The following is a 26862-nucleotide window of genomic DNA, read 5'->3' on the forward strand; positions in this document are numbered from 1 at the left end:
TCGCTTTTATCAACAAGGTATGCGGGCTGCAACCCTGATTCGGTCTATCTCCTAGGCCTCTTTGTCACCCCCCCAGATAAAATTGACTAACTTTTGTTTAAATATCTCTGAATTAGGACGATCGCCACAATATCGTCCACCGGTCTCGGCGGCGTCCGCATTCCCTTCGGAATCAAGCGGTTGAGTCCCGTCGGAGGGTACATTTGCCAGTAGTGTTCCCTCGCTTCTAAGCTGCTGTACCTCTCGTCCACCTGAACAATTTTGAGCGCAGGCGACAAACTCTGCGTCAGTTTTTGTTTCCAACTCTTAGAAGTGGTTTGATCTCCGAGCACTAATAACTCAATGGGAAACTGTTCGCACAAAGATTGAATAGTAGAAATTGCACTCTCGGAGGGTACAACTTGATGGTAGCAGACCTTCTTATCTCTACCCATTACAGCTATGCCACATTTGTCTTTACCTGGATCGAAACCTAAAATCATAGCCAGTTACCTATTATTAATTACCAAGTTTATTTTTTAATTTTCAAGTCTCCGGGGCCTTGTTTTTGTTGTCCGGTGCGGAACACAACGGCTCCGTTTTCAAGAGCAACTAAATCTATTTTAAGCGGGCCGGCGATGTAAGTGACATCGGCTGCGATCGCCTGAACGTCCAGCGGTTTCTCGTACTGCTGCAATCGCTCGATAAAACCAGCTAAAGTTTCAATCTGACTGTCGGCCACTTGAACTCTACCGCCGACAACACCGATCAGGCGAGCGCGAAATTGACAAGCTTCTATCAATTGCAGCAACTGCTGCCGCACCTGTTCGTGGGTCAAAGTCACGGGATCGACAGCAACCCCTGCAATCACATCTCCAGCGCGGAACACAACTCGATTGATTTCTGCTTCTGCAAATACCTTAATTACCTTTTCTTCCCGCAGGTAATTAGCGCCGGCGACAATCCGCACCACGTAATCTTGACCGTCTTTAATCTGACTAATTAGTTGATCGATTTCTGCTTTAGTAATTTGAATAACCTGGTCTCTAACCTTCCTATTTTCCGGCTGCATGAGTCCGACGGTGGTTTTATTTGCTTCTTGCAAGAGTCGATCGATCGCGCGACTCGCCATACCAGGCTCAATAATACGAACGACGCCAGCAGCTAAAATTTGACCGCGCCTGATGGCAACTGTACCCTCGCGGATTGCCTGAAAATCGCGTTCCAAAACTTGCACTTGCTGCTGCAATAAAGTTTGTTGCTGTTCGAGTTGAGATTGTTGCTGTGCCAAGGTTTCTAGGAGTGCTTCCCTCTCGGCAATTACTTTGTCGCGCTCGACAATTATTCGATCGCGCTCTGCCAGATTTTGCACCCGCTGAGCAATTTCCTTGTCTCGCTGGGCAATTAGTTCGTTGCGATCGACAATTTCTGCGTCTCGCCTGGCAATTTCTCTCTCTCGCTTGGCAATTTCTTGATCGCGCTGGGCAATTTGAGTTTTTACCTGCTCGATTAACTGTTGGCGTTCCTCCTGCAGTTGGGCGATTTCCGCTCCTAAAGTCGTTTTTTGACCAGAAACTGTTTTCAATTGGTTCTCGGTGCGATCGAGCTGAGCTTGTGTAGTCGATCGGATCGTTTCAACCAGTTTCAACTGTTCTTCGGTGCGGGATTTAGCCGCTTCCACACTGCTGAGCTGTTCTTCTGTCTTAGATTTAGCCGCTTCTACCTGACTTAACTGCTCTTCAGTTTTAGACTTGGCTGCTTGCACGCTGTTGAGCTGGGCCCGCAGCGAGTTTAATTTTGTTTGCGTCCGAGCTTGCTCAGCATTAGCTGCTTGGAGGGATTGATTAATTTGCTCTAAATTGGCTCTAGCTTGCGCTTGAGCTGCCCTGGCTTGAGCTAATTCAGTTTCAACTCGATTTTTTTCTTGAGTGGCTTGGTTGATTTCTCGGCGGGCGTTGTTGAGCCTTTTTTGAATCTCGTCTATTCTAAAAACTCCCGTTCGCAGCGGCTTGCTAGTAGCAAACAAAATGCCCAGAGTAATTGCTGACAGGATGCTGCCGGCCATCACTGTCACAACAACAGCAGTATCGCGGGGGCGAAGTTTGAATAAGCTCAACCTTGCCTTGCCGACTTTCGTCCCAAGGCGATCGCTGACAGTGGCGATCACACCCCCCAACACTAAAATTACAAATACCAGGATGTATCCAGCAGTCATTCCGATTTTAGATTTTGGATTTTGGATTTTGGATTGAATCTAAAATCCAAAATCCAAAATCCTATACTTTCTCGGCATCAAGTGAATTGCTGGCTTAGGGCCACCGGGTTGTGGACTGTGATCTTTTTCTTGTGGATCGAGATCATGGTTTCTTGTCTGAGATCCCCGAGCAAACGAGTCACAGTTACCCGTGTCGAGCCGATCGCTTCGGCGATCGCCTGGTGGGACAGCTTCAAATCTATCGTAATCCCCTCTGTACCGGGCACGCCAAAATCCCGGCACAGAATCAGCAAAAAGCTGACGAGTCTCGAACCCATATCTCGGTGGGCCAGTGTTTCAATCATCATCTCGGTTTGCAAAATCCGAGACGACAGTCCCCGCAGCATCACCATCGACAATTCCGGGTCTTCCTTGAGCGCTTTCTCGACTTGTTCGATCGGCAGCGAGATCAATTCCACCGGCGTAAAGGCTACCGCGTGGTAAAACCTGTCCGATCGGTGTCCCGTAATCAAAGACAGCACCCCAAATACGCTATTTTCGCGCAGGAGGGCGACTGTAATTTCTTCCCCTGCTTCGTAGACCCTGGAGAGCTTCACAGCACCTCTAATGAGAACGTAGACGCGCTCAGCCGGGTCTCCAGGGAAAAAAATTGTCTTGCCCCGTTCAAAGGTTTCCACAATGGGTGGAAACGCCCCGCCGCTGATTTGGCGGAACACGGCTGCTAGCGGTCTATCATGCGTCACGACTAGATCCTTTGTACTAATCAATACTTTATAACTTGCCGATTAACCTTATTGAGTAAATATACTGCCCAACCTCCAATATCTAGGGATTCTGTTACTTCCATCTAATGTTAAGGTAAACACGCACTGTATGATTAAATCTAGCCCTTCTCTTAACTTTTTCAATTCCGCCCCCATGTAGCTCCACAGCAAAATTAATATCAATTGTGTCTCAATTGTGTCTCAATTGTGTCTGAATCAGTTAAATCTGAATCAGTTGTGTCTAAACTGGCGGGGTTGTCAGATATAGCCAATGAGAACGGTGCAAGTTGCTTTTAGATAAACTACAGATGATAGATTTGACCGGAAAAAATGCTCTTGTTACGGGCATTGCCAACAATCGCTCGATCGCCTGGGGCATCGCTCAGCAGCTCCACAAAGCTGGGGCCAACCTCGGCATAACTTATTTGAAGGACGAGAAAGGCAAGCACGAGCGTAAAGTCGCTGAACTGGTGGAACCGCTCAATCCCAGTCTGTATTTGCCCTGCAATGTCCAAGACGAGAGCGAAATTGAGTCTACTTTTCAAACCATCGCCGACAAGTGGGGCAAGTTAGATGTCCTGATCCACTGTCTGGCTTTTGCCGGCAAGGACGAACTTTCGGGAGACTTCACCAACACTTCGCGCCAAGGTTTCTCCAATGCTTTGGATATTAGCGCTTATTCGCTGGTGCGGCTTTGTGCTGCTGCTAAACCGCTAATGGCCGAGGGTGGCAGTATTGTGACGCTGACTTACTTGGGCGGCGTCCGGGTAGTTCCTAATTATAATGTGATGGGAATTGCTAAGGCGGCTTTGGAAATGAATGTTCGCTATCTGGCTGCTGAACTGGGCCCGTTAAATATTCGGGTAAATGCAATTTCTTCTGGCCCGATTCGGACTCTGGCTTCGTCAGCAGTTGGCGGTATTCTGGACATGATCCACCACGTTGAGGAAGTGGCCCCGCTGCGGCGGACGGTGACTCAGCAGGAAGTGGGAAATGCTGCGGCTTTTCTGTGCAGCAATCTCGCTAGCGGGATTACGGGTCAAGTTTTGTATGTCGATGCCGGTTACGAAATCATGGGAATGTAACAGCTTGCAAACAGTTGACAGTTGACAGTTGACATTTGACAGTGAAGCGTGAGGTTTTTTGACAGTTGATAGTTGACCCTTCGACAACGCTTGCGGGCGACGCAGCGAGGTTTTTAGACTCTCGAAAAAACTGTCCCCTGTTCGATTTCAACTGTCTGCTGGAAAAGTGCTAATCCCAAATTACTAATTAATTACTAATGAATGACCAATTGCGAATTATGGAGATAATCGATCGCCCTTCTCTTCCTCCTCCAAGTTCAGTTCAGCCAGCTAGGGCAGCCTTGGTGAAACGCACGACACTAGAAACGGATGTCACTGCCAGCCTCAATCTCGACGGTGTGGGAACTTGCAAGGCATCTACGGGGATTCCGTTTTTAGACCATATGTTGCATCAGATTGCTTCTCACGGATTGATCGATTTGGATGTGCAGGCGATCGGGGATTTGGAGATTGACGACCACCACACGAACGAAGATGTGGGAATTACCTTAGGCCAAGCGCTAGCAAAAGCTGTCGGCGATCGATCGGGCATTTCTCGCTTCGGGCATTTCATCGCACCTTTGGATGAAGCTTTAATTGAAGTAGTGCTAGACTTTTCGGGACGGCCTCACTTAAGTTACAGCTTGGAAATTCCCAACCAGCGGATAGGCACTTACGATACTGAATTAGTGAAAGAGTTTTTTTCGGCGGTGGTGAACCACACTCAAATGACACTGCACATTCGACAGTTGCAGGGCGGAAATTCTCATCACATTGTGGAAGCGGCGTTTAAGGCATTTGCGCGAGCTCTGCGGATGGCGGTAGAAATTGATCCCCGGCGCGCCAGTCGGATTCCGAGTTCTAAAGGAGTTTTGTAGTATGGGGTTTGTAGTAGCGTTTGGGCGCTACTACGAACCTGTCATACCATGTCCAGTTAAATAGTTAGAATACTTTGCTGATGAGTTGGCAAAGAAAAAACTGAAGTCCTTACTACAAACAGGTCGATCGAGACTTGTATTAACCACCCGCCCTCAATCTATCCAAACTTCGTCAAGAATCGGAAAGCATCGAGTACATGACTCGCACAAACGTAAGGCGAAGTATTGTAAAAAGCTTGCCAAGCCGCCGCTTTATCTTCGTCGTATTTATCGGCTCTTTCCGGGTGTTTTCCTTGCCAATTAAGCCGCACTGCGTGACCGACTAATACATCTAAAACGATGTATTCTTCTACTTGCAATTCCGGGTTGCGCTGGGCGATCGCAGCCAACTCCATCAGCGCCTCAATATTGACTTGCCGGTATTCTGGCGCGACAATTTTATTCAGCAAATGCTCGATTTGTAGCGCAAAATTTTTTTCCCCCGGCGTCATTTCCGATAAAATGATATGGCTATCTAACCGATTGCGCCGCTCTAATTTGTCGCCAATTATCAAGCCTTTGCAGTGCCGCAGCAGTCCCCAAACACTCGGATAAAAATCCTTCGGTACGCGATTGACAGTACCTTCCATTTGCCGCTTCCGACGCCATCCTCCCCCAGGCATTGTTGGTTCTTCGGAAACTGGCGCTACTACCCATTCAATATCTTTTTCCGGCTGTTTGACGCGCAGGGATTCTTGCTGTTTGAGGATTTCATTCATTTCCTCGTATTCCGTCAACACTTGGCGCAGGCGATTTTTGATTTCAAAGGGACTTAGCTGCATTAAATGTTCGTAAGCTTCATTTTGCGTAACTCCCAATTCGCGGGCAAACTCGCTAGTCAGCAGCAAAATAAAGTAGCTAACTCTTAGCGTCAGCAGGCCTTTAAATAACTGCGGTTCGGCTTTAATTAGCAGGCCGAGGTAGATGAGAACTTCTTGAGTTAGAACTCGATCGCGAATGTCTTCTCCGCAGAATTGGCGAATTTTGTCCATCACTTCCGTGTAAGAGCCCGGCCGTGAAATTATCGAATCTTCGCTGTAGGCTTTCCCCACAGCAATCTGTTTTTGTCGAACCAAAATATCTGTCACCGCATCGGATAAGCTGATATCAACTTTGTCCAGCAAACCTGCGGCATGGCGGATGACTGCCCATTGGATTTTTGATTGCGAACTTTCTCCAGCTTTTATATAAACTTCGTTGAGCAAATCCACAACTTTAACTGTTTCTTCCGCCCCTCCAAATCCCGTATCAAAATTTAATCCTTTGAGGCGAACTAAGGTGTGCAGTAACTCAATTTGTTCGTACAAATTTTCTGAATCGCGCAGGCTAGTTAGCAAGAATTGAGTATTAGTTTCGCACTCTAATTTAAATTCTTGCGTGTGACCCAAAGGCCAAGTTTTTTCGGTATTGTAAGTTAGATAGCTGCGCGTTTCTAGTGCACCTGTCACCGGAGATTCGGTAAATTCAAAATCGTGCATGAAATCAATTCTTTCCGTGCCAGCGGTCAGCATTAACTGCTTAAGATTTCCGAGTTTAACTGGCGTGTTGTTACAGTGTCCATCCCGGAATTCCTTCATTAATTCTAACAACGCTTCCCGCCCGGTTTCCAGCATCGTGTGAGTCAGCATCAGCGTTACCGTAGGGCGTCCCAACTGATACCAGTGGCGGTGAATGTGAGCTATTTCGCTCTTGATTTGAGCTACTAAAAAATGGTAATCTAAAGTTAAGTAAAACTCTTGTCTGTTCAAAAACGAGGGGAGAAATACGATCGCCTCTTCGCGAATTTTAAACACCCGAGAAGTTGTTAAACTCCGCAGACGGCGCACGGGGCGGCCAGTTAAGCCTAATTGGTCGTTACGTCCAATTTGCGTGTAAATAGCTGATAATTCTTTAGTCTGGCGGACTTGAATTGGTTCTACCTGTTTTGGGGTTTGTGCCGCAATGCCGTTAGCGGCTAATTCTGCTTGCAAATCTTCGTCTTCAGCTAACAGTGCAATTTGCACTAAAGGTTCTCTATGTTGGCCCACTGACAGGTGCCTTCCCAGCGGGTCGATATCGCCAACTGCGATTAATCCTTCGTTCAGCAATTGACCGAGAAAATACAAACTTTGCGCCCAAACTAGGGGAATATTTTCATTGGGTAAGCGTTGCTGGCTGCGGGGATTTAGCTTTTCTGCTTCTATATTTTCGGCGGGGACGTAGTACAATTCGGGTAGTAGCGGCAAACCAGAGCGATCGACTGCTAAAGATTCCAAACGCTGCTGGTACTCCTGCACTTGGGCTTGATTTCCCTGAAATATGCCGTCCAACAATAAATAAGTGAAAAATAGCGGCCACTCGCATTCAATGTGCTCGAACTGCCTTAATTCTGTGGGTTCGTAGTGCAGGCGATCGGCATCTTCTAAAACTGTTTGGTGTCCGTCCCGCAGAAACCGCTTGCAGCCGTATTTTCCTTGCAATTTGTCAATAATCTTATTTCGAGTCCGTTCTATTAATTCTCGATCTTCCACAGCAAAAGCCGGAAAACTAATCACACTCAATAAAGCGGCATCTACTTCTTTTGAACTAGATTCGCGAGGCAAAAGGGATTCCAGAGTTATGCGACTTCTGGCAATTTCGTCTGGCAAAACGTGAATAACTGACGCTTGAGAGCCTTTAATTCCAAACAAATCCAACCCATTTATTGCTTCTAGGGCTGCTTTGGCCATGCCAACTGAACTGGCGTTCAATTCTGCATTGCCGCGATTGATTTTATGGCCTCTTTCCCAAATTCCGTAATCCGGCGTGCGGTAGGCTCTACCGATGTAGTAAACTAAATTTTGCACGAAATTGACTTCATCAATTGTAAAAATTACGTGCAGCCCGGAAGCCGTCATTTGAGCAAGAATTAATAAGAATATAGATGTAGCGTCTACCTGTAAATGTCCCCACTTGTCATCGCCGACAACAATCCCTCCAGTTTGAGTATTGTATTTAGCGTGCAACGCATCTAGCGGCGACTGAGTATTTTTAAAACGTTCTACTTTGCTCGATTGCTGCATCATCGCAAACAGCAAGCCTCGCATTAGTTTGACTGTGCTTTGTTCGAGTTCAAATGTTCTGCCCTGATCGCCATCAATTTTGCGATAAGCTAAACCCAAACCCCAAACCGCGAGAATGCTGTACACGTTGTCCCGCACCCAGGCATCGGTGTAGTCGCCGTGGGCGTTAACGGCGGTACTCGCCGGCAGCAAACCAGTAATTGGATTTTGGCGCTTGAGGATGATGTTTTTGATTTGCTGGTAGTAATAATCTAACCTGGTTTGCCGCTGGGTTTTTGCGATCGCCATTTCGTTTTCCTTGTTTTTCCTGATGCGAGTAGATTTGCGGTGAATAGACTTTTAAATATATCAGAGATTAGATCATTTCTCAAGTTATCCAAACACAAAAAGGTAATTGCCATGTCTACGCAAAAACACAATAACAAAAGCGTTCCTTTCGTGAAAGTTGTCTACTCTACAGTGAAAATTAATGGTAAAATTGAGCTAGTACCGATGGAATGGTACGCAGACGGCTCTGTCAAAAAAATCGAACGCTAATGCTCGATCGCACTTGGCGGGCAAACTCTCATGAACTTGCGCGACCCGTCGCTTACAAAAAAACCGGTTTCTGGGCCACCGAATGCTGATTTAACAGACTCTGGGTGGCACAAACCGGCTTTTTTGCGACCAAGACTGCTCTAGCGTCGATCGCCAATCTAAGCTAATTTAAATAACTAGGTGTGTAGGAATCTCAAATAAAAAAATATGGATGGATCGCGACCACAATTTTCAGTGCTGGGACTACCAGTTCACATATTAGATGATTATGCAGGTTGGCTGATGGAGCGCCTGCATCAAGGGTTAGGAAGTCATGTGGTGACTTTGAATGCTGAAATGGCCATGCAAGCCGAGCAAAATCAGGCTTTAGCGGATGTAATTCGCAAAGCTGAACTCGTGATTCCCGACGGTTCGGGAGTGGTGCTGTACTTGCGGCTGCGTGGCAAACCGGCCCAGCGCTATCCGGGAATTGAATTAGCAGAATCGCTGCTGCAACAAGCCGAAAAATTGCCTGATTCGGAACCACTATTTTTCTTTGGAGGTTCCCCAGGAGTGGCGGCTGCGGCGGCCAAAACTTGGCAGCAAAAAGTTAACGGATTGTCGATTGCTTCTCAACACGGTTATCTTTCCGCCGATGAAGAAAAAGACTTCCGTGAAAGCCTCAAACAAATGCAGCCCAAACTAATTTTTGTAGGCTTGGGAGTGCCACGCCAAGAATTTTGGATTGCCGAACACCGACACCTTTGCCCTCAGTCAACTTGGGTGGGAGTAGGCGGCAGTTTCGATATTTGGGCAGGAACAAAAACCCGCGCGCCGGCTTGGTTTTGCGACAATCATTTAGAATGGCTGTATCGGCTTTATCAAGAACCTTGGCGGTGGCGCAGGATGTTAGCTTTGCCACAATTTGCATTGAAAGCTTTGGGGGATTTTAGAGCTTAAAAGCTGTCACAATAAAATAGGTTTGTAGTGAGGACTAAAATCCTCATAAAATTATCAGGACTGCAGTTATCACTACGAACCAATTGCCATTAGACAATGTAAGGAGAATCGATCGCCTTTGCCCGATTAATCGCCACCAAAGTCTGGTAAATCAAAGCCGAAATCTCAGCGCGAGTAATATCCCGAAGCGGCGAAAGCCAATCGCGGGAAGGATAATTAACTACAATCTTCAAAGCAGTTGCTGTGGCGATCGCACTCAAAGCATAATTAGGAATTTGAGAGCGATCGGTGTAAACTTTCAAAGAATCAGGATTGCCGCCCTTAAGTTCCAAACCGTTAACCAAAGACACGATCGCATCAGCCTTAGTTAAATTCTGATTCGGGCCGAACTTCAACCCCGGAAACCCCGCCAAAAAGCCCCCCCGATTTGCCCGTTCGATCGCACTTCTCGCCCAAAAACTAGCAGAAACATCAATAAAATTTGTAGCCGACACCCTCGGAATCGGACTAAACGCACTCACCAACAGCGCCGCATATTGAGCACGGTTTAAACTGTCATCAGGTCTAAAAGAACCGTCAGGAAAACCGCTAATTATATTCGCCGCAGCCAAAGCTTCAATAAACTTCTGTGCCCAATGTCCAGTAATATCGCTGAACACTGCACCCCCGATATTCGGATTGCCGCCGCCCTTTCTCACCGCAGCTTGCACAGCTTTAAAAGCATTCACTTTGCCGTAACCAAACCAATCGCTGCGGCCGTTGTTAGGATCGTAATTTCCCATGCGATTGCCCAACTGGGGATCGGGATCGAGATCGACAATTTTCTCAGCAGTTTGTTCGAGAATTCCCCGTACTTCCCGCGCCGTCAAACGGGGGTTAGCCGAAAGTATCAACCCTGCAACCCCAGCGACTACTGGAGTGGCGCTGGAAGTACCGCCAAAAGTATCCGTATAGTCCCCCCAGTCGTAGCCCCGATCGCCGACTCGATCGGCAGTAAACACCCCCAAACCGGGCAAATACTGCCTCACCTCCGGCGGCGTGCCGATATATCCGGTTTCTGGCAACCAAGTTCCCGGCGGCGCGTTGTTGCTGGGGGCGCAAACCGAGATGCTGCTGCCCCAATTGCTGTAAGCTGCTTTTTTGTTGAGGGAAGTGGAAGCGCTGACGGCAATTACGTCGGGGTGAACGGCAAATCCTGCCAGCCATCTAGTTTGACCCTCCACCACGTTGTTGGGCCAGCCTTTCTCGTTAATTGTGCCGTTGACTGGGCGGTTGGCATTCCCCGCCGCGAACAGAATAACGCAGCCTCTGCCGCCCCGCCCTTGGGTTGCTGCTTTGGTGATAACGGCACTCTGCCGCAGGGAAAGGGGATAGTTAACTGCAGCAGGCCCCCAACTGCAAGAAATGACGGCGGCACCTTTTTCGATCGCCCAATTAAAGATTTTTTCGACAGAATTGTCATCGAGAAAACCACTGGTACGGATGGGCATCAAGGCGCAGCCGGGGGCGACGCCGACAATGCCTTTGCCATTTTCTTCAGCAACGGCGACGCCGGCACAACTTGTGCCGTGGTTGTCTGAGTCGGCGACTGGCATCGGGGAAGTGTCGCCGTCTTTGAAATCGATGGGTGAGACGATTTTGCCTTGGCCTTGAAAATCTGGGTGGGTGATGTCAACTGAATCGTCGGCGATCGCAATTACGATCGATCGAACTCCGCGAGTCAGGTTCCAAGCTGGTTCTGCATAAATTTGAGCACCGCCGACAAGTTCGTTGCCGCCTTTGTTGTTTAGATACCACTGTTTGGGATAAAGCGGATCGCGGGGCGTGTAATGCTGCTGCGTCTCTACTACAATGTTGGGTTCAGCTACCAGAACTTCTGGATATCTTGTCAGGCGGTTGGCAATTTTGACCGGGTTTTCTGTTGCTTGTTTGGTGACTTCGCAGACGAAGGTGTTAGGAATTCCTTCTACTGGCCGGACTATTTTTAAAGCTGCTGCATTGGCGATCGCTTTTCGCGATTGTTCGTCTACTTGTTCGCCAAATTGAATGGTAATTTGGTCGGTTAAATAAAAGAATGTACTGGGATTGTTGGCGGGGCAATAGACGTGGCTGGCAAAAGCGACAGCATCGCTGGCGCGGGCTGCTTGCATTGCTGCTTCTAGGCGATCGGGTGAAACGAGATATTCTTCCAGATTGGTTTGGCCGACGCGACGGTTGAGTTTTGCCCCAGTTGTTGCAGTCCAATCATTTGAGGCTGATGCTGTTGATGAGGGGCGGACTGTAAAGCGATCGTCCGCTTTTGACAGCAGCAATTCATCGCCGCCGCGCTGCAAAATCACTGCCAGACTTTCATCTGGAACTCCAATCCCTTGATAGTTTTGGAGAGTCTCGGAGGTGGGTTTGCTTGGTTGTACCATCAGAAATGTTCCTGTTTGATTTTGATGTAGATTTATCACACATATTTATAAGCTGTCAGGGAGGTTTTTGCTATGAGGGGTTTGAAGCTGTAACTAACAGCGGTAGTTTTTCCATCAGTCCGCGTCGTCGGACTTAGTTTGTGCGATCGCGTTGCTAGCGGTTTCAACCGCCGAGTCTTTTTCTATATCAGCGAGTTTTTCAGATAAACACGCTCAAATAAACACCCTAGGATTAACATTAAAAAATTCTCCCAGCGTCTTAGCTTGCGCCTTGCTAATCGCCCGTTTCCCATTAACCACCTCAGAGACTACTCCTTTGGAACCAATCACGCCCACTAAATCGGCTTGTTTGAGTTCGCGAACTTCCATGAAATGCAATAGAACATCCTGTGGAGTCACTTCTGGATCTGGGTAATATTTTGATTCGTATTCTTCGATCAACAGCCCCCAGAGACTCAGTAAAGTTTCTTTTTCTACTGTTAATTCTTCCTTAGACATCAGAAAATCGACTTCTGCGAGGGCAAGATCATTATCTTCTTCGTTCAGGATTGGCTTAGGCTGCGATTTCGCCAGCAGTTGACCGTAAGCTGTTCTTTCAATTGCGACATTCATGGTTCGTTCTATTGTTGAATTAGATCGGGACTTACCCATCAAAACCTAAGAAACCGGGTTTTCCACCATTTTTAAAGCCTCAAAGCCAGTATTTAGGTAAAAAAAACCGGTTTCTGCGTCCAGGACTAGATTGCCGGGATCTGTCCAATCCCCCGCGATTTCCTTGTTCAACCCAAAATCTAAAATCCAAAATCTAAAATCCAAAATCGATCGCGCACCCTTTGACATTTCAACAAATTTGGTTTACACTTAGCCGGTTGCGATCGCCAATGGTAAGATCGGCTCAAGCTAAATATTTTTTTAAAGCGCACAGGCGCAAAGTAATTTCATGGTATACTCTGGAACTGTTTGCTGGCTTCGCTCCACTGCCCGGATTACGATCGGGGCGATCGCAGCTTTTACCTTATTGCAACCGCTCCAAGTCCAAGCACAACAACCTTCTGGGCCAGAGAACCAACAGCAAATCGAGCCCGCCGACGACCCCACAGACCCCAACAATCTTCGCCCTCTGACGCAAGACAGCAGTCTGCTGAGCGTACCAGGAGGCCAGCGTTTGATGACAGAAGCCAGCAGTGCTATTTCCTCTCAGAATTACGCACTGGCTACTCAAAAACTCCAAGAATCCCGCCAAATTTTCAATCAACTGTCCAACTTCTACCAACAACTGGGTAGCAGTTTTGCCGGAATTGACATCCGCTTGGCCGAAAGCCACCGCACCAAAGCTGTAGAAACAGCCCAAATGCGCGACGAAGCTACCTATCGGCTGGCGTTGGTACACCGGGCACAAAATAAGCCCGAACTGGCTGTGCCCCTGCTGATTCAGATTATTCGATCGCAGCAGCCAACTCGCGACTTGGGCAAGAAAGCTTACCAGCAGTTACTGGAATTGGGTTTTGTGGATTCGCCCTTTCCCCGGCCTGCCAGCAGTCAACCGAGCTCATCGACAAAATAGTTCCACTAAAATCTAAATTACAGCCGTTTATCAGAGAAACCAATGGTTACACCGTCTCAAGTAGCAGAAATGATTAAGGCAGGGTTGCCCGACGCTAAAATACAAGTTGAGGATTTGACTGGTGGCGGTGACCACTACCAGGCGAGAGTCGTCTCAGCAGCCTTTGAAGGAAAAAGCCGAGTACAGCAGCACCAACTGGTCTACGGCGCTCTCAAACAGGCAATGGCTAGTGAAGCCATCCATGCTTTGGGCTTGGAAACCTTAACTCCCGCAGAATGGGAAGCGAAAAGTCAAGTTGCTTAATTGTTGACTTGCAAGTGGAGATCACAAGTTTGTGCTTCTGTCAATAGTTGCTTGAAATACAACTGCTGCACTTACGCACAAAAACCAAAGAAACCGGGTTTTTTAACCGGAATCTATGGCTGTAACGAAAGATTGTCCTAAAAAACCCGGTTTCTGCGTCAGTCAACGTTTAAAATTTTTCAAACAATATTAGGAGCTACCATGACTACAGCAGCACATGAAAGAATTGACGAGTTAGTTAAGCAAAATAAAATCATGGTGTTTATGAAGGGCAATAAGTTAATGCCCCAGTGTGGTTTTTCTAATACTGTGGTGCAAATTCTCAATACTCTGGGAGTGCCTTACGAAACCGTTGATGTTTTGGCAGACCAGGAAATTCGTCAAGGCGTTAAAGAGTATTCCAACTGGCCGACAATTCCTCAAGTTTATATCAACGGCGAGTTTATTGGGGGCTCGGATATTATGATCGAGATGTATCAAAAGGGCGAATTGCAAGAAGTTGTAGAAGTGGCTTTGGCTTCTTAAATTAGACAGAAAAAACATTTCCCCGACTTCTTAAAGAAGTCGGGGAAATAACAGCAATCGCGTTTTACTTTGAATTAAGTTGATTTACTTAATTATTCGTTACCAGGCAAAGCCTGGGAACGCAATGCGGTCGGCTCGACCTCCAATTTTTAGGCTCCGAAAGCGAGGTCGAGCCTCTGGACATGGGCTCTCAGGCCGAGCCAGGGAACCCGTTAAAATTCCCAATTCCCAATTCCCAATTCCCAATTCCCAATTCCCAATTCCCAATTCCCAAATCATCAAGGGTTTATCAAACCGAATTTGCTATTTAATAGTAGTCTGATTCAGCCTGTGTCTGTGTCTGTGGCATTGCAAAATTGGAGGGGTCGTGAATGTAACGCGCTGCTTCTTCCTCTAGTCTGTGAATCAGATAGGGCTCCAAACTGTTGGAATGCCGCAGGGCTGCTAAATAGCCGTCTAAGTAAAGCCGCAGGTCATCGAAGCGATAACCTCTATTCCACATTTCGACGAGGGCGTCGGTGAGTTTTTGGTAGTGCCGGATTGTTTGGGTGTCTTGTAGCATAGTGTGAGTTTGAAATCCTTTGTGGTTTGTATAATGACGGCGGGATTTAGGAATGGCCTCGATTGATGCTGAGTGGCTCAGCTTGAGGCTATTTCTAAATAAAAGTTTTTACCCTGCTCAACAGGCTACCCTCCATAAAAAATTTCACTCGTTGCAATGCAGTTGCTCGACTTTGTGCGCGCACCTAGATAATTCGCTGTGCGTTTAATAGAGTCGGGATATTGCTGAATTTGGCGGTCTAAGTGGCTGAGTGTTCCGGCTACCGAGCGAACGGTTGGAGGAATTCTAGTTTCACTTGCGCGATTTGTCAACCTCCTGGGAGTGGGGGCTGGGTCGGGGGGATCGCTTTTGGCAGGCGGTTGGGGCATGGGATCGATCGGCTTTACACTGTCTTATTTTCATTGTAAGCTCATCGCCAGAATGATTTAACCTTTCTGCAGGCTGACCCTGCCAAATTAACCCAATCTTTAAAATTCGTACCCTAGGTATGTCCGCTGCTTTAAACGCAGCTAATGCTTGAGTAGCGATGGTTACAAAAGCTTGACAAAAGCTCTGTTAACCTTGTAGCAATTAGTGATATGGGAAGCTCGCCTCTGTGGAATCTGCAAGTATTTCAATTGTTGAAGGGAATCCGCACCTGCGATCGCTCTTGGGCTGGCATCTACAGCAAGTCGGTCACTGGGTGCACCAGTCAGCGGATATCAGTCACGCTAGGGAAATATTTTTCAGCCGCCAGCCAACCCTAGTCATTCTGGATGCCCAATTGCCGGATGGGGACGGTTTGGAATTTTGCCACTGGCTGCAACAGCAGCAGCAGTCGCTGATTTTGATGCTGTCGGCGCGGAATTCGGAATCGGATATTGTTGAAGGTTTGAAGGCGGGGGCAGACGATTACCTGACTAAACCCTTTGGGATGCAAGAGTTTATGGCGAGGGTGGAAGCTCTGATGCGCCGTAACCGCACGATGGTACCGCCGGCGACGCTGGAGTGCGGGCTGCTGAAAATTGATTTGGTGCAGCGCCGAGTCAGGTTGTACGAGGAACATATTGAACTCACTCCCCAGGAATTTAGCCTGCTGTACGTGCTAGCTCAAGCTGGAGGAGTGCCACTCTCGCGCTCGGATTTGCTGCGGAGGGCGTGGCCCGATGCGATTGATAACCCCCGGACGATCGACACTCACGTACTCTCTCTGCGTAAAAAAATCGAAATTGATCCGCGACAGCCGAGCCTGATTCAAACTGTACGGAATGTCGGCTACCGACTGAATCTGGAGTTGTTGAATGGGAACCAACGGCATTCTCCGCTCGTACCCGGAGCTGTGAGTTCTTAGAGTACGATCGGGCTATAAGTCGGATTTTATTTTGAGAATTGATTGGCGATCGCATCTGTTTTCGCTGCCATAATAAAATCATTGCGATGTAGTCCAGAAATCGCGTGAGTCCACCAAGTAACGGTAACTTTCCCCCACTCGGTTAACAGTGCGGGGTGATGTCCTTCAGTTTCTGCTGCTTCGCCGACGCTGTTTGTAAAGGCGATCGCACTTTTGAAATCCGGGAATTCATAGGTGCGTTCTATTTTGGGAATGCCATTTTTTTCGATCAAATTCCAGTAGGGAATTTGAGGTTTTAGTTGGACAATTTCGTAAGCTGTGACGCGGGGAGAGTTGGGGCTGCAGGCTGCACAGCGTTCTTTGGCTAAAGGTTCCATAAATTGCTTGTTAGCGATCGGTTCTAAAAGACATTATAGACATTTCTAATGGGAATTATTTGGGATGGGGCAACAGTCATTTAGCAGTGACGTAGAGTGTGATCGAAATCGTTCATAAAACAGATGAGCAATCATTTAAAATTTATGGAAATTATCCTGCACCGTGGAATCGGTTAACCGATAATATCAGGAATGGGCGGGTTGATTTGGCTATCTCGGTGATATTGTAAACGTTGGCGAACCCGCCCCTCCAAGTGCGCTCAACCGATAATTTTCTTAATCAAATCCAACTTACCCTTATAGGGGGCGTACCGCCATTTCAAGTCCAGCAAAAATGACTTTTGCAGCACGCTTTTATAATGAGAAAAAGTATCAAAACTTGCTTTGGCGTGATAGCTACCGATGCCGCTGTCGCCAACTCCGCCAAAAGGTAAATCTTTTACCCCCACTTGCATAACCGTGTCGTTTAGACAAACTCCCCCCGAAGAAGTTTCCCTCAAAACTCGCTCTTGTTTCTCTTTATTTTTGGAGAACAAATACAAAGCTAGGGGTTTGGGACGGGCGTTTATTTGGGCGATCGCCTCTCCGAAATCATCATACTCCAAAACTGGCAAAATCGGCCCAAAAATCTCATCCTGCATCACCGGGGAGTCCCAGGAAACACGATCTAAAACCGTCGGTGCAATATATCTATCTTCCGGCTTAACTTCCCCACCGACGACAATTTCTCCATCTTTGATAAACGCACTCAAACGGTCTAATTGCCGCTGGTTGATAATCCGCGAATAGTCGGGACTTGTTTGCGGATCGTCGCCGTAAAACTCGTTAATTGCTGTTTTAATTGCTGCCATCAAAGCAGGTTTAACTTTTTTATCAACTAACAGGTAATCTGGAGCGATGCAAGTTTGTCCGGCATTGAGAAATTTGCCCCACGCAATGCGTTTTGCGGTGTATTCAACCTGAATGTCTGAGTCTACAATGCAAGGACTTTTGCCGCCTAATTCCAAGGTTACAGGTGTCAGGTGTTTAGCGGCAGCTTCCATGACTATTCTACCGATTTTAGTGCCTCCGGTAAAAAAGATGTGGTCAAATTTTTCGGCTAGTAATTGTTGGCTGATTTCCACACCTCCTTCTACAGCGGCTACGTAGGCGGGATCGAAGGTTTTGGATATCATGTCGGCGATAACTTCGGAGGTGTGTGAGGCGATTTCCGAAGGTTTGAGAAGTGCACAGTTGCCGGCGGCGATCGCCCCGACTAAAGGTGATATCATTAGCTGAAATGGGTAATTCCAAGGCCCGATGATTAACACTACGCCCAAAGGTTCAGGGTAAATGCGGGCTGATGCTGGGAATTGATCTATCGAAGCAGGCACTTTTCTCGGCTTTACCCATGATTTGAGGTTTTTGAGGGCATAATTAACTTCGGCGATCGATGCGATTTCAAGATAAGCCTCGAATTCCGGCCGACCCAGGTCTGCCTTGACAGCATCGACTATTCGTGATTGATTAAGTTCGATCGCACTTTTAAGTTTTTTGAGTTGTTCAAGCCGAAAATCCACATCTTTCGTTTTCCCAGTCGCAAAAAATTGCCGCTGCTGCTGGATAATATCGCTGACGCTGATTACCATTTTTTGTCCTCCATGTCTATAAATAAATGTTACAACAGGAAAACGGAACTTGGGTAAAGTGCGATCGGTGTTAAAGCGCAGACCTCTTGAAAAAGTCTGCGATCGGGGCTTTATGCTATAACTTATAAAGTATTAATTGTAGATGCTTAATTTGAGTTAAGTCATGAAAATATCTAAGAACGATTTTTTTTTCTATTCCTGCTGGCTGCTTTACTTGCTTGCAGTAGCAGGATGTACCTCTAAGCCCGAAAAGCAAGTTGTCATCTGCTCGAAAGACTTTACCGAACAAGCCATTCTCGCAGAAATTTTAGCACAGCATATCGAAGCTAAAACAGATATCAAAGTAGAACGAGAACTGAATCTGGGAGGTTCGCTTTGCCATCAATCCCTAACAGCAGGTAAAATCGACTTGTACGTCGAATACACGGGGACTGCTTACGCCAACCTGCTCAAACAAAAACCGATTTCTGACCCCAAAAAAGTCCTCGATTACCTCAAACAAGAATATCCCAAACAGTTTAAAGCAGAATGGACGGAACCGCTGGGATTTAATAACAGTTTTGCGATTATTGTGCGGGGAGACGATGCCAAAAAACTCAATTTACAAACTCTCTCGCAACTTGGGAAAGCTTCACCTAACCTCCGGGCTGGTTTCGGCCCAGAATTTAACGAGAGAGAAGATGGGTTTCCCGGATTGGCGAAAACTTACGGAATTAAGTTTCGAGAACAACCGAAGGAATTGCTGTTAGGATTGCTTTATCAAGCGCTGCAACAAAAAGAAGTAGATGTGATTGCTGGTAATACGACGGACGGTTTGATTCAAAGTTTAGGTTTAGTAGTTCTCAAAGATGACAAGGGCTATTTCCCGCCCTACGAAGCAGTTCCGGTTGTGCGATCGCAAGTTTTGGAAAAATACCCGGAATTGCGTCCAGTCCTCGCACAATTGGGTGGCAAAATCTCTGAGGAAGATATGCGACGACTCAACTATCAAGTTGATAAGAAACAGCAGGAAGCCGGACAAGTGGCGCGGGAGTTTTTGCAGCAAAAGTTGGGCGTGTCAAAGCCATAAGACCTGTTGCATAAATCTTTGATTGATAGGTCAACCGCAGATGTTAGGCAGATAAACACAGATAAACGCAGATAATGTTAAGAAGACCGGGCGCTGGAAACCGCGTCTATAAAAAGAAAACCCGCCTGGTGCGGGTTGAAGAACAGGCGGTTAAAATTACCTTATTTTTTTCAGTCCGCTTGGAGTGGAGTTCGTTTTTGTAGGCGCGGTTTCAACCGCCGTCTTTGCTCTTAATTCACTTCACTCAGCCTCCGCAAATTCAAAATATCGCTCATCTTTTTAATTTGCATACAAGTCCGCTCAAACTGTTGTTTATCCTGGATATCCATGCACAAGTCAATTAATGCAGGCAATCCGGGATATGTTTTGACTTGAGCGCTGCGGACGTTTACTTGGTTGTCCTTCAAATGCGATAAAACATCATTGAGAACTCCCACTCGATCGAGGGCTTCAATTTGAATATTAACCGGATAAGTGTTGGGTCGAGATTCATTGCGGTTGCTGGAATTCCAACTCACAGGAACCAACCGATCCCCAGGTACGCTCTCAACATTTGAACATCCTTGCCGGTGAATCGAAATTCCGCGAGTGCGAGTCACCACTCCAATAATTGATTCCCCAGGAATCGGACAACAACAGCCGGATAAATGGTAGAGCAATCCCTCTACACCTGCGATGGGCGATTTGCTCGGAGATGAACTCGGTACTGGTTTCGGTGTCGTCGATGCAGGTATTAGCTGGGGCACTTCGTGGGTTCCTGCGGGAGCAGCTTCAATTTTTTGCTGCACTTTTACTAAATCTCGCAGTCGATTTACTACGAGATTTAAGGTAACTTCGCCGTAGCCCAAACCGGCGATTAAATCTTCGACGCTGTGGTAGTTGCAGCGCTGAGCCACAGACTGCATGGGTTCAGATTTCAGCAAAGATTCTAATCCGTTTTTACCTAATTCTTTTTCCAGCAATTCCCGCCCGCGAGCAAGATTTTCATCTCGGTGCGATCGCTTCAACCACTGACGAATTCGGTTTTTTGCTCCGTTTGTCTTGACAAAATTCAGCCAGTCGGAACTGGGATGACCATTTTTTTGGGTCAAGATTTCTACAATATCGCCATTCTTTAAAACCTTGTCTAGTGTTACCATTCGCCCGTTGACTCTGGCACCGGTGCAGTGATTACCAATTTCGGTGTGAATGCGGAAAGCAAAATCTACGGGAGTTGACCCGCTATTGAGAGCAATTACGTCTCCGTTAGGAGTGAAAACGTAAATATCTTCGTCGAATAAGTTGTCCTTAATGCTTTGTAAATATTCGCGATCGTCTTTGAGGTCGCTTTGCCATTCTAGGAGTTGCCGTAGCCAAGTAAATTTTTCGTCGTCGCCAGTGACTGTTGTGTTAGAACCGCCAGTTTCTTTGTATTTCCAGTGCGCGGCAATGCCGTATTCTGCAATGTGGTGCATTGCTACCGTGCGGATTTGCACTTCGATGGGGCGACCGCTGGTTCCGATTACTCCGGTGTGCAAAGATTGGTAGCGGTTGGCTTTTGGTAAACCGATATAATCTTTAAAGCGGCCGGGAATGGGGCGGAAAGAATCGTGGACGATCGCCAAAGCGCGATAACAGTCATCATTGGTTTCTACTATGATCCTTACCGCCGCAATATCGTACACTTGGTTAAAGCCTTTTTGGCGGCGCTGCATCTTCCCATAAATTCCGTACAAATGTTTGGGACGGCCGCTGACTTCGTAACATTTAATGCCTAATTTGTCAAGCCTTTCTCGTAAACTATCTGTGACTTCTGCGAGTTGAGTTTCTCGATCAGCTCGCTTCACCGCCACTAAGTCCTGAATTTCGCGGTAAGCTTCTGGTTCCAGGTATTTAAAGGCTAAATCTTCCAATTCCCACTTAAAGCGGCCGATACCCAAACGGTTTGCTAGGGGAGCAAAAATATCTCGGGTTTCTAGGGCAATAGTGCGCTGCTTTTCTTCGGACAAATGCTCCAAAGTCCTCATGTTGTGCAGCCGATCTGCGAGTTTGACGACAATGACGCGAATATCTTTAGCCATTGCTAGGAACATTCGGCGGAAATTTTCCGCTAGGCGCTCTGTTTTGCTGGAAAAATTAAACTTAGAAAGCTTGGTGACACCTTCAACCAACTGTCGTACTTCCGCGCCGAACCGCTGTTCTATTTCTTCGAGAGTAATATCTGTATCTTCAACAATGTCGTGGAGGAAGCCGGCGGCAATCATGACGTTGTTGCCGCCCATATACCTGAGTATTCCAGCGACAGCTACCGGATGGCAAATGTAAGGTTCTCCTGATTTGCGGTATTGTCCTTCGTGCAAGTCGCGGGCAAATTCAAAGGCCCGACAAATTAAGCTGTCGTCAGTCGAACAATTCGGGTTAGATCCCCCATCCGGCTGCGATCGAGTATTCAGGCATTCTTGCAGCCAATCGGGAACTACGGCAGGATCGATCGAAGGAGAGGGAGTCAGAGTGTTCGCGTTCATGGGGTACACCTTTAAAACTTAGAAATACAAATGGTTAAAAGCCGGTTTCCGGTTGAATTGCCGAAATTATGTGTTTAGCTATACTAAACTAATTGAATGCCACAATTTGCAATTCAAAAAAATAGTCGATTTTTCTCAAACTATACCTATGTAATTCCGAGTCGTCCCCCCTCGGAGGTAGGAAAATATAGTGACACCACTGCCGCCGCCGCAGTCTGTCGAACGAGGAAAATCGGGTAAAATCAGCAGATTTGGGCGGTAGCCGTTGAGGTTGCGGGGGATCGGCATTTACCGGCAACGCTAAACTAAAAGCAGCAGCCAGAAGGGTAGAGTCAGGGCAGCAAATCAAAAAAAGTTCTCATAAAACAGGGAATTGCTCCAAAAACGCACGGCTTCCCTCCATATGAGCAAACTTAAGTAAGTATCTACTTTGATTATAAATACAAATTTGTTTACAAAATCATGATATTGTCCGAAGACCGCCGCCAGTGCTACCAAGAATTACAGCAAGCACTAGAACAACTACAAAGAACTGCTGCACAGGATAATCTGGATGGGGCCACGCTGGCGATCGAATACACAAAAGTGCAACAATTTTTCGGAAACCAAATTATGAGAGCCGAAAGCGATGAGTTAGACGCCTCAGAAACACCCCCAGAGCAGTCCTATTTGACGGAAATTCACAAGCAACTGCGGTTATTGGGGACAGATGTCACCTTTTTGCAAGCGTCGCGCCAGCCAGCGACAGCAAAGGCGAGGCAAACTGCGGCGATCGCGCGACTCAACACGCTAATTGGCTACTGTGGCGCGCTGCTGCAAAAAAATTCTGGTTCTTCAGGGCCCGCCCAGATACAGAATTAATAATTGCATTAACAGGGAATTAATAAGGCAAGGAGAAATAAAGCGGTGGAATGTCCAAAATGTAAACATCCCAATTTAGAAGGCGGTACCTTAGCCGGCCGTATGTCGGTGCAGTGGTGTCCCAACTGTTACGGTATCTGGATTCCAGGCAGAGAATACGAAGCTTGGCAAAAAGAGCAAAGCCAGTGGTACAACAAATCCGAGAAGCCTGATGCGACAGCGACTCTCGGCATAGAATTCACGCCGTCTCCCTACGACAGCAAAGCAGCGCTGTGTCCCGAAGACGGTCACTATCTGTCGCGGGCGAAAGTTCCTTTCAGCAGAGTGCCTTTTTACATAGAGCGCTGTATGTTGTGCGGGGGCATTTGGTGCGATAACGGCGAGTGGGACATTCTCGAAAGTCTGGGATTCCACACCGAGATTGACAAGATGTTTTCTCCGAATTGGCAAGCTAAGGCCCGCGTGCAAGAACTCGCCTCTCGGGAACGTCAAGTGCTGACTGAGAAGCTGGGGCCGGATATCGCCGGATATGTGTTGGAACTCGCGGAAGTTTTAGCAGACCATCCTCACGCAGATTGTGCCGCTACTTACATACTGCGGAGAGCTGAGTTGAAGCGAAGGGAAATTTAGTCAGTTCATGGTTGTCAGTTGTCAGTTGTCAGTTGTTAGTTGTCAGTTGTCAGTTGTCAGTTATCAGTTGCTCGGTGAATGATGTACTAATAAAAGCTTTGTTTGTAGCTATTTTTATTTGTATTTACAAACAGCAGAGCAGTCTCTTGCCCATAACTAATAACTCTGAAACACTAATAAGTAACAACTAACAGCCAGTATATTGACCATTAAATAACAAATAACAACTGACCACTGACCACTGACTACTGACCGAAAACGTCCAGGATATAAGCCCCCGAATTTATCCGTGGGGTTAATGCTTTAATTCTTTAATCTAAAATCCAAAATCTAAAATCTAAAATCGATTGACTAAGGACTAATGACTAATGACTAATGACTCTTCTCTATTTTCCGTTGACAATCTGCGAGTAGCTTATCCTCAGCGGCGGGGCCAATCCGGTTGGGCCGTTGACGGGGTTTCCCTGACGCTGAAACCGGGGGAAAAGCTCGGATTAGTTGGGGAGTCTGGGTGCGGTAAGTCAACTTTGGGAAGGGCGGCGATGCGGTTGCTGCCGGACTCAACGCTGATTGAGGGGCGAGTTAGTTTTGCTGGAGAGTCGGTGTTTGATATGAATGCTTCGCGGCTGAGGCGGTTTCGGGGCGAAGCTGTAGCATTGATTTTTCAAGATCCGATGACTCGTCTCGATCCTTTGATGACTGTAGGAGAACATTGCATCGAGACTTTGCAAGCTCACAGACCGAATTTGGATCGCAAGCAAGCTAAGAAACGGGCGATCGAAACTCTGGAAGCTGTGAAAATTCCCGCGTCTCGTTGGTCGCAGTTTCCCCACGAATTTAGTGGCGGAATGCGGCAAAGAGTAGCAATTGCTTTGGCTCTTTTGCTCGATCCCAAATTAATTGTGGCAGACGAACCGACTACAAGTTTGGACGTAACTGTAGCTGCTCAGATTTTGCAGGAATTAACCAGACTTTGTGAGGAACGGGGAACGGCTATTTTGTTGATTTCTCACGATTTGGCGATGGTGGCTGAGTATTGCGATCGCATTGCGGTGATGTACGGCGGTAAAGTTGTAGAAACCGGGCCGGTGCTAAACGTTTTTGAGAAGCCGCAGCACGAATATACTCGATCGCTCCTCAAAGCAGCTTTGCACATTCAAGCCGATTCTGACAAAGGGTTAGCATTCGAGGAAATCAGGACTGAAGGCGTTACTGCAAACTTAACAAATGCGCCTCTTTTGACCGTAACCAATTTGCAGCAACACTACAGTTTAGAAAGCAATTTATTAGATCAGTTGTTTTCCAGGAATCGCCAGGTAATTAAAGCAGTAGACGGCGTTAGTTTAGAGCTACAACGAGGAGAAACCCTAGGGCTTGTAGGGGAGTCCGGCTGCGGCAAAAGTACCTTGTCACGCACGATTTTGCAGCTAATTACCGCGACTGGTGGCAAAGTGGAATTTCAAGGAATAGATATAACTGCCCTGAACCGCGATGCTGTGAGGAAGCACCGCCGCGAAATGCAAATGATTTTTCAAGATCCCCACGCTTGCCTGAATCCGATGATGACTGTCGGGCAAAGTATTGCTGATCCTTTGTTTATTCACAAATTAGCTAATGGCAGCGAAGCTAAAAAACAAGTAATCCAAATGTTAGAGCGGGTGGGTTTAAGTCCAGGGGAGGATTTCTTTCGTCGCTATCCGGGGGAATTGTCGGGAGGACAACAGCAGCGAGTTTCGATCGCCCGCGCTTTAATTACTCGGCCGCAACTGATAATTTGCGACGAACCTGTGAGTATGCTGGATGCCAGCGTGCAGACTCAAGTTTTAGAGCTGATGTTGGAGTTGAAGCAGGAATTTAATTTGACTTATCTGTTTATTACGCACGATTTGTGGGTGGCGAGATTTTTTTGCGATCGGATTGCGGTAATGAATGCTGGAAAAATTGTTGAAATCGGTAAGACTAGGGATATTTTTACTAATCCGCAGCACCCTTATACTCAGCAATTATTGCAGGCAGCTCCTTTACTGGCTCGAACTCAATAGAAAGGTAGAAAATTGGGGCCATCTAATTTCTGTCAATCGATTTTAGATTTTAGATTTTAGATTAAAGAATTGAAGCATTGACCCCACGGATAAATTCGGGGGGCAAGTTTCTCGGGTACAGGTTTTTTATTTCTGGACGGATGAATCGGGGGGCTTGTATCCTGGATGCTTTCGATCACGGTCTTCTAGATGGATTTCGGAAATTTCCGGTTAAATTGGTTAAAGTTAAGGGATACTTTTCAAATCCTTCCACCGACACCAAGCACGATATGGCAGAATCTGACCTAGGCAGTTTTGCGGTGGCACCCGAAGCCTCATTCGCGATCGCACAAGATGAAGACACCGAGATCGATCGTCCGACCGTAACTCGATCGTCAGCATACAACAACTGGTCTGCCGACGATCCAGTGGGAGCTTTGTTCAAGGAAATGGCTCGGTATCCTCTACTGACAGCAGCCGAAGAAGTAGAGTTAGCGCGCCGCGTTCAAGAATTGGTAGCCCTGGATGAATTAGAACAGCGTTTGCAGCAGGAATTCGACAGAGTGCCGACAAAAGCTGAAATCGCTGCGGCTTTGGGGATAAGCGAAACTCAACTGCAACAGCTTCGCCACCAGTGTCAGTCGGCGAAACGGAAAATGATCAGCTCGAATTTGCGCTTGGTGGTTTCGATTGCCAAACGCTATCTTAATCGGGGCGTGCCTTTTCTCGATTTAATTCAGGAAGGAGCTTTAGGTTTGAATCGGGCAGCCGAAAAGTTTGATCCGGAGAAGGGTTACAAGTTTTCTACTTATGCCTATTGGTGGATTCGCCAAGGAATTACCCGGACAATTGCCAATCAAGGGCGGACGATTCGCTTGCCTGTTCACATTGTCGAACAGTTAAATAAACTCAAAAAAGTTTATCGAGATTTGAAGCGTTCTCTTCAACGGAATCCAAATGAAACTGAACTTGCTAGAGAAATGCAAGTTACTTGCGAACAGCTTCGCTACCTCCAGCAAGTACGTCGGCAATCTTTGTCTCTCAACCACCGCATCGGCTCAGAAGAAAGTTCGGAACTTTTGGATGTTCTCGAAGATAACGCGACGCAATCTCCCGAAGCTCAGATGAATGAGATGATGATGCGCCAAGATATTTTGGAGGTGTTGGACAGTATTTTGACTGAGCGGGAAAAAGAGATTGTTGCTATGCGTTACGGTTTGCTGACCGGCGAACCTTACACTTTAGAAGAGGTCAGCAGTTTGTTCAATTTGTCCCGCGAACGAGTCCGTCAAATTCAAAATAAGGCAATGCGAAAGCTGCGCCGCCCTCAAGTGACGGAACGATTGAAGGGCTGGTTGAAATAAACAAAAAAACATTGAGTTGGCATTTTGAAAAATCTTAAAATTATTGTGGGGTGGCACTCCGAGGTCACCGTAAATATGCTTGTTCAAGGTGGAAAAGCTTAATTAAAAATTACAAATTAAAAATGTCTTGATGTGGTATTTTTAATTGTTGATTGTCGCGTACTACTTACTTATTTAGGGCTTGCTGAATATATCGCCCGCGTGTTACGTGGCCTGGGTTATTTGATCGCGCGCTCAATAGTAAAGTGCAA

24 protein-coding genes are annotated in these 26862 nt (G+C 46.9%); 13 read left to right on the top strand and 11 right to left on the bottom strand.

All coding sequences use genetic code 11. From position 1 onward, the window contains the following. Positions 1-86: 86 nt before the first annotated feature. The 3 genes from QT979_RS25535 to ntcA form a co-directional block, all read right to left on the bottom strand. Entirely contained in the window at positions 87-482 is a 396-nt protein-coding gene (locus tag QT979_RS25535; RefSeq protein WP_333312058.1) for a pre-16S rRNA-processing nuclease YqgF, read from the bottom strand. Positions 483-511: 29 nt separating this feature from the next. Continuing rightward, entirely contained in the window at positions 512-2194 is a 1683-nt protein-coding gene (locus tag QT979_RS25540; RefSeq protein ID WP_333312059.1) for a DUF3084 domain-containing protein, read from the bottom strand. Positions 2195-2271: 77 nt separating this feature from the next. Beyond that, positions 2272-2937: a global nitrogen regulator NtcA gene (ntcA, locus tag QT979_RS25545; protein WP_006634020.1), complete on the bottom strand. Its 666-nt coding sequence runs from the start codon at positions 2935-2937 to the stop codon at positions 2272-2274. Positions 2938-3266: 329 nt separating this feature from the next. Between ntcA and fabI the strand changes: the two genes are divergently transcribed. Next, positions 3267-4043: an enoyl-ACP reductase FabI gene (fabI, locus tag QT979_RS25550; protein ID WP_006634022.1), complete on the top strand. Its 777-nt coding sequence runs from the start codon at positions 3267-3269 to the stop codon at positions 4041-4043. A 218-nt stretch (positions 4044-4261) separates the two neighbouring features. Then, positions 4262-4900: an imidazoleglycerol-phosphate dehydratase HisB gene (gene hisB, locus QT979_RS25555; protein ID WP_445304813.1), complete on the top strand. Its 639-nt coding sequence runs from the start codon at positions 4262-4264 to the stop codon at positions 4898-4900. A gap of 158 nt (positions 4901-5058) precedes the next feature. Here hisB and QT979_RS25560 read toward each other — a convergent pair whose 3' ends face one another. Then, positions 5059-8268 (bottom strand): glycoside hydrolase family 15 protein, encoded by a 3210-nt coding sequence (locus QT979_RS25560; RefSeq protein ID WP_333312061.1) that lies wholly within the window; start codon positions 8266-8268, stop codon positions 5059-5061. Positions 8269-8379: 111 nt separating this feature from the next. On the opposite strand from QT979_RS25560, the gene QT979_RS25565 reads away from it, so the two are divergent. Then, complete coding sequence (locus QT979_RS25565; RefSeq protein ID WP_333312062.1) at positions 8380-8517, top strand: hypothetical protein; 138 nt, start codon at positions 8380-8382, stop codon at positions 8515-8517. Between the two features lie 207 nt (positions 8518-8724). Continuing rightward, positions 8725-9456, top strand: a complete 732-nt coding sequence (locus QT979_RS25570; protein WP_333312063.1) for a WecB/TagA/CpsF family glycosyltransferase — start codon at positions 8725-8727, stop codon at positions 9454-9456. An 89-nt stretch (positions 9457-9545) separates the two neighbouring features. Here the strand turns inward: QT979_RS25570 and QT979_RS25575 are convergent, their stop codons facing one another. From QT979_RS25575 to QT979_RS25585, 3 genes are all read right to left on the bottom strand, one after another. Then, on the bottom strand, positions 9546-11873 hold the full coding sequence (locus QT979_RS25575) for a S8 family serine peptidase (protein ID WP_333312064.1): 2328 nt from the start codon (positions 11871-11873) through the stop codon (positions 9546-9548). Positions 11874-12086: 213 nt separating this feature from the next. Next, positions 12087-12485 (bottom strand): transcriptional regulator, encoded by a 399-nt coding sequence (locus QT979_RS25580; RefSeq protein WP_333312065.1) that lies wholly within the window; start codon positions 12483-12485, stop codon positions 12087-12089. Between the two features lie 45 nt (positions 12486-12530). Then, on the bottom strand, positions 12531-12713 hold the full coding sequence (locus QT979_RS25585) for a hypothetical protein (RefSeq protein ID WP_333312066.1): 183 nt from the start codon (positions 12711-12713) through the stop codon (positions 12531-12533). Positions 12714-12813: 100 nt separating this feature from the next. On the opposite strand from QT979_RS25585, the gene QT979_RS25590 reads away from it, so the two are divergent. The 3 genes from QT979_RS25590 to grxD all read left to right on the top strand — a co-directional run bounded on the left by QT979_RS25590 (position 12814) and on the right by grxD (position 14265). Then, positions 12814-13437, top strand: a complete 624-nt coding sequence (locus QT979_RS25590; RefSeq protein ID WP_333312067.1) for a hypothetical protein — start codon at positions 12814-12816, stop codon at positions 13435-13437. Positions 13438-13479: 42 nt separating this feature from the next. After that, entirely contained in the window at positions 13480-13740 is a 261-nt protein-coding gene (locus tag QT979_RS25595) for a BolA family transcriptional regulator (protein ID WP_333068825.1), read from the top strand. A gap of 201 nt (positions 13741-13941) precedes the next feature. Beyond that, positions 13942-14265, top strand: a complete 324-nt coding sequence (gene grxD / locus QT979_RS25600) for a Grx4 family monothiol glutaredoxin (RefSeq protein ID WP_333042762.1) — start codon at positions 13942-13944, stop codon at positions 14263-14265. A 307-nt stretch (positions 14266-14572) separates the two neighbouring features. On the opposite strand, the gene QT979_RS25605 is transcribed toward grxD, so the two are convergent. Next, the gene (locus QT979_RS25605; RefSeq protein ID WP_333101986.1) at positions 14573-14827 is read right to left on the bottom strand and encodes a DUF6761 family protein; all 255 of its coding nucleotides are present in this window, start codon (positions 14825-14827) and stop codon (positions 14573-14575) included. A 595-nt stretch (positions 14828-15422) separates the two neighbouring features. On the opposite strand from QT979_RS25605, the gene QT979_RS25610 reads away from it, so the two are divergent. Beyond that, positions 15423-16157, top strand: a complete 735-nt coding sequence (locus QT979_RS25610) for a response regulator (RefSeq protein ID WP_190657709.1) — start codon at positions 15423-15425, stop codon at positions 16155-16157. A gap of 26 nt (positions 16158-16183) precedes the next feature. Here the strand turns inward: QT979_RS25610 and QT979_RS25615 are convergent, their stop codons facing one another. Then, positions 16184-16534, bottom strand: coding sequence for a 4a-hydroxytetrahydrobiopterin dehydratase (locus QT979_RS25615; RefSeq protein ID WP_333312068.1), 351 nt, complete (start codon positions 16532-16534; stop codon positions 16184-16186). A gap of 260 nt (positions 16535-16794) precedes the next feature. Continuing rightward, on the bottom strand, positions 16795-18162 hold the full coding sequence (locus QT979_RS25620) for an aldehyde dehydrogenase (protein WP_333312069.1): 1368 nt from the start codon (positions 18160-18162) through the stop codon (positions 16795-16797). A 163-nt stretch (positions 18163-18325) separates the two neighbouring features. Here QT979_RS25620 and QT979_RS25625 point away from each other — a divergent pair, with 163 nt between their 5' ends. After that, a complete protein-coding gene (locus tag QT979_RS25625) occupies positions 18326-19231 on the top strand; it encodes a glycine betaine ABC transporter substrate-binding protein (protein WP_333312070.1) in 906 nt (301 codons plus the stop codon). Positions 19232-19461: 230 nt separating this feature from the next. On the opposite strand, the gene QT979_RS25630 is transcribed toward QT979_RS25625, so the two are convergent. Beyond that, a complete protein-coding gene (locus QT979_RS25630; protein WP_333213582.1) occupies positions 19462-21735 on the bottom strand; it encodes a bifunctional (p)ppGpp synthetase/guanosine-3',5'-bis(diphosphate) 3'-pyrophosphohydrolase in 2274 nt (757 codons plus the stop codon). 462 nt (positions 21736-22197) lie between these two features. Here QT979_RS25630 and patD point away from each other — a divergent pair, with 462 nt between their 5' ends. The 4 genes from patD to QT979_RS25650 all read left to right on the top strand — a co-directional run bounded on the left by patD (position 22198) and on the right by QT979_RS25650 (position 26611). Then, positions 22198-22596, top strand: coding sequence for a heterocyst frequency control protein PatD (patD, locus tag QT979_RS25635; RefSeq protein WP_333213585.1), 399 nt, complete (start codon positions 22198-22200; stop codon positions 22594-22596). Between the two features lie 45 nt (positions 22597-22641). After that, complete coding sequence (locus QT979_RS25640) at positions 22642-23226, top strand: zf-TFIIB domain-containing protein (RefSeq protein WP_333052547.1); 585 nt, start codon at positions 22642-22644, stop codon at positions 23224-23226. Between the two features lie 368 nt (positions 23227-23594). Continuing rightward, a complete protein-coding gene (locus QT979_RS25645) occupies positions 23595-25268 on the top strand; it encodes an ABC transporter ATP-binding protein (protein ID WP_333213587.1) in 1674 nt (557 codons plus the stop codon). A gap of 269 nt (positions 25269-25537) precedes the next feature. After that, entirely contained in the window at positions 25538-26611 is a 1074-nt protein-coding gene (locus QT979_RS25650) for an RNA polymerase sigma factor, RpoD/SigA family (protein WP_333213592.1), read from the top strand. Positions 26612-26862 lie beyond the last annotated feature (251 nt).

This window comes from Microcoleus sp. w2-18bC1 (assembly GCF_036700365.1).
Lineage (GTDB): Bacteria > Cyanobacteriota > Cyanobacteriia > Cyanobacteriales > Microcoleaceae > Microcoleus.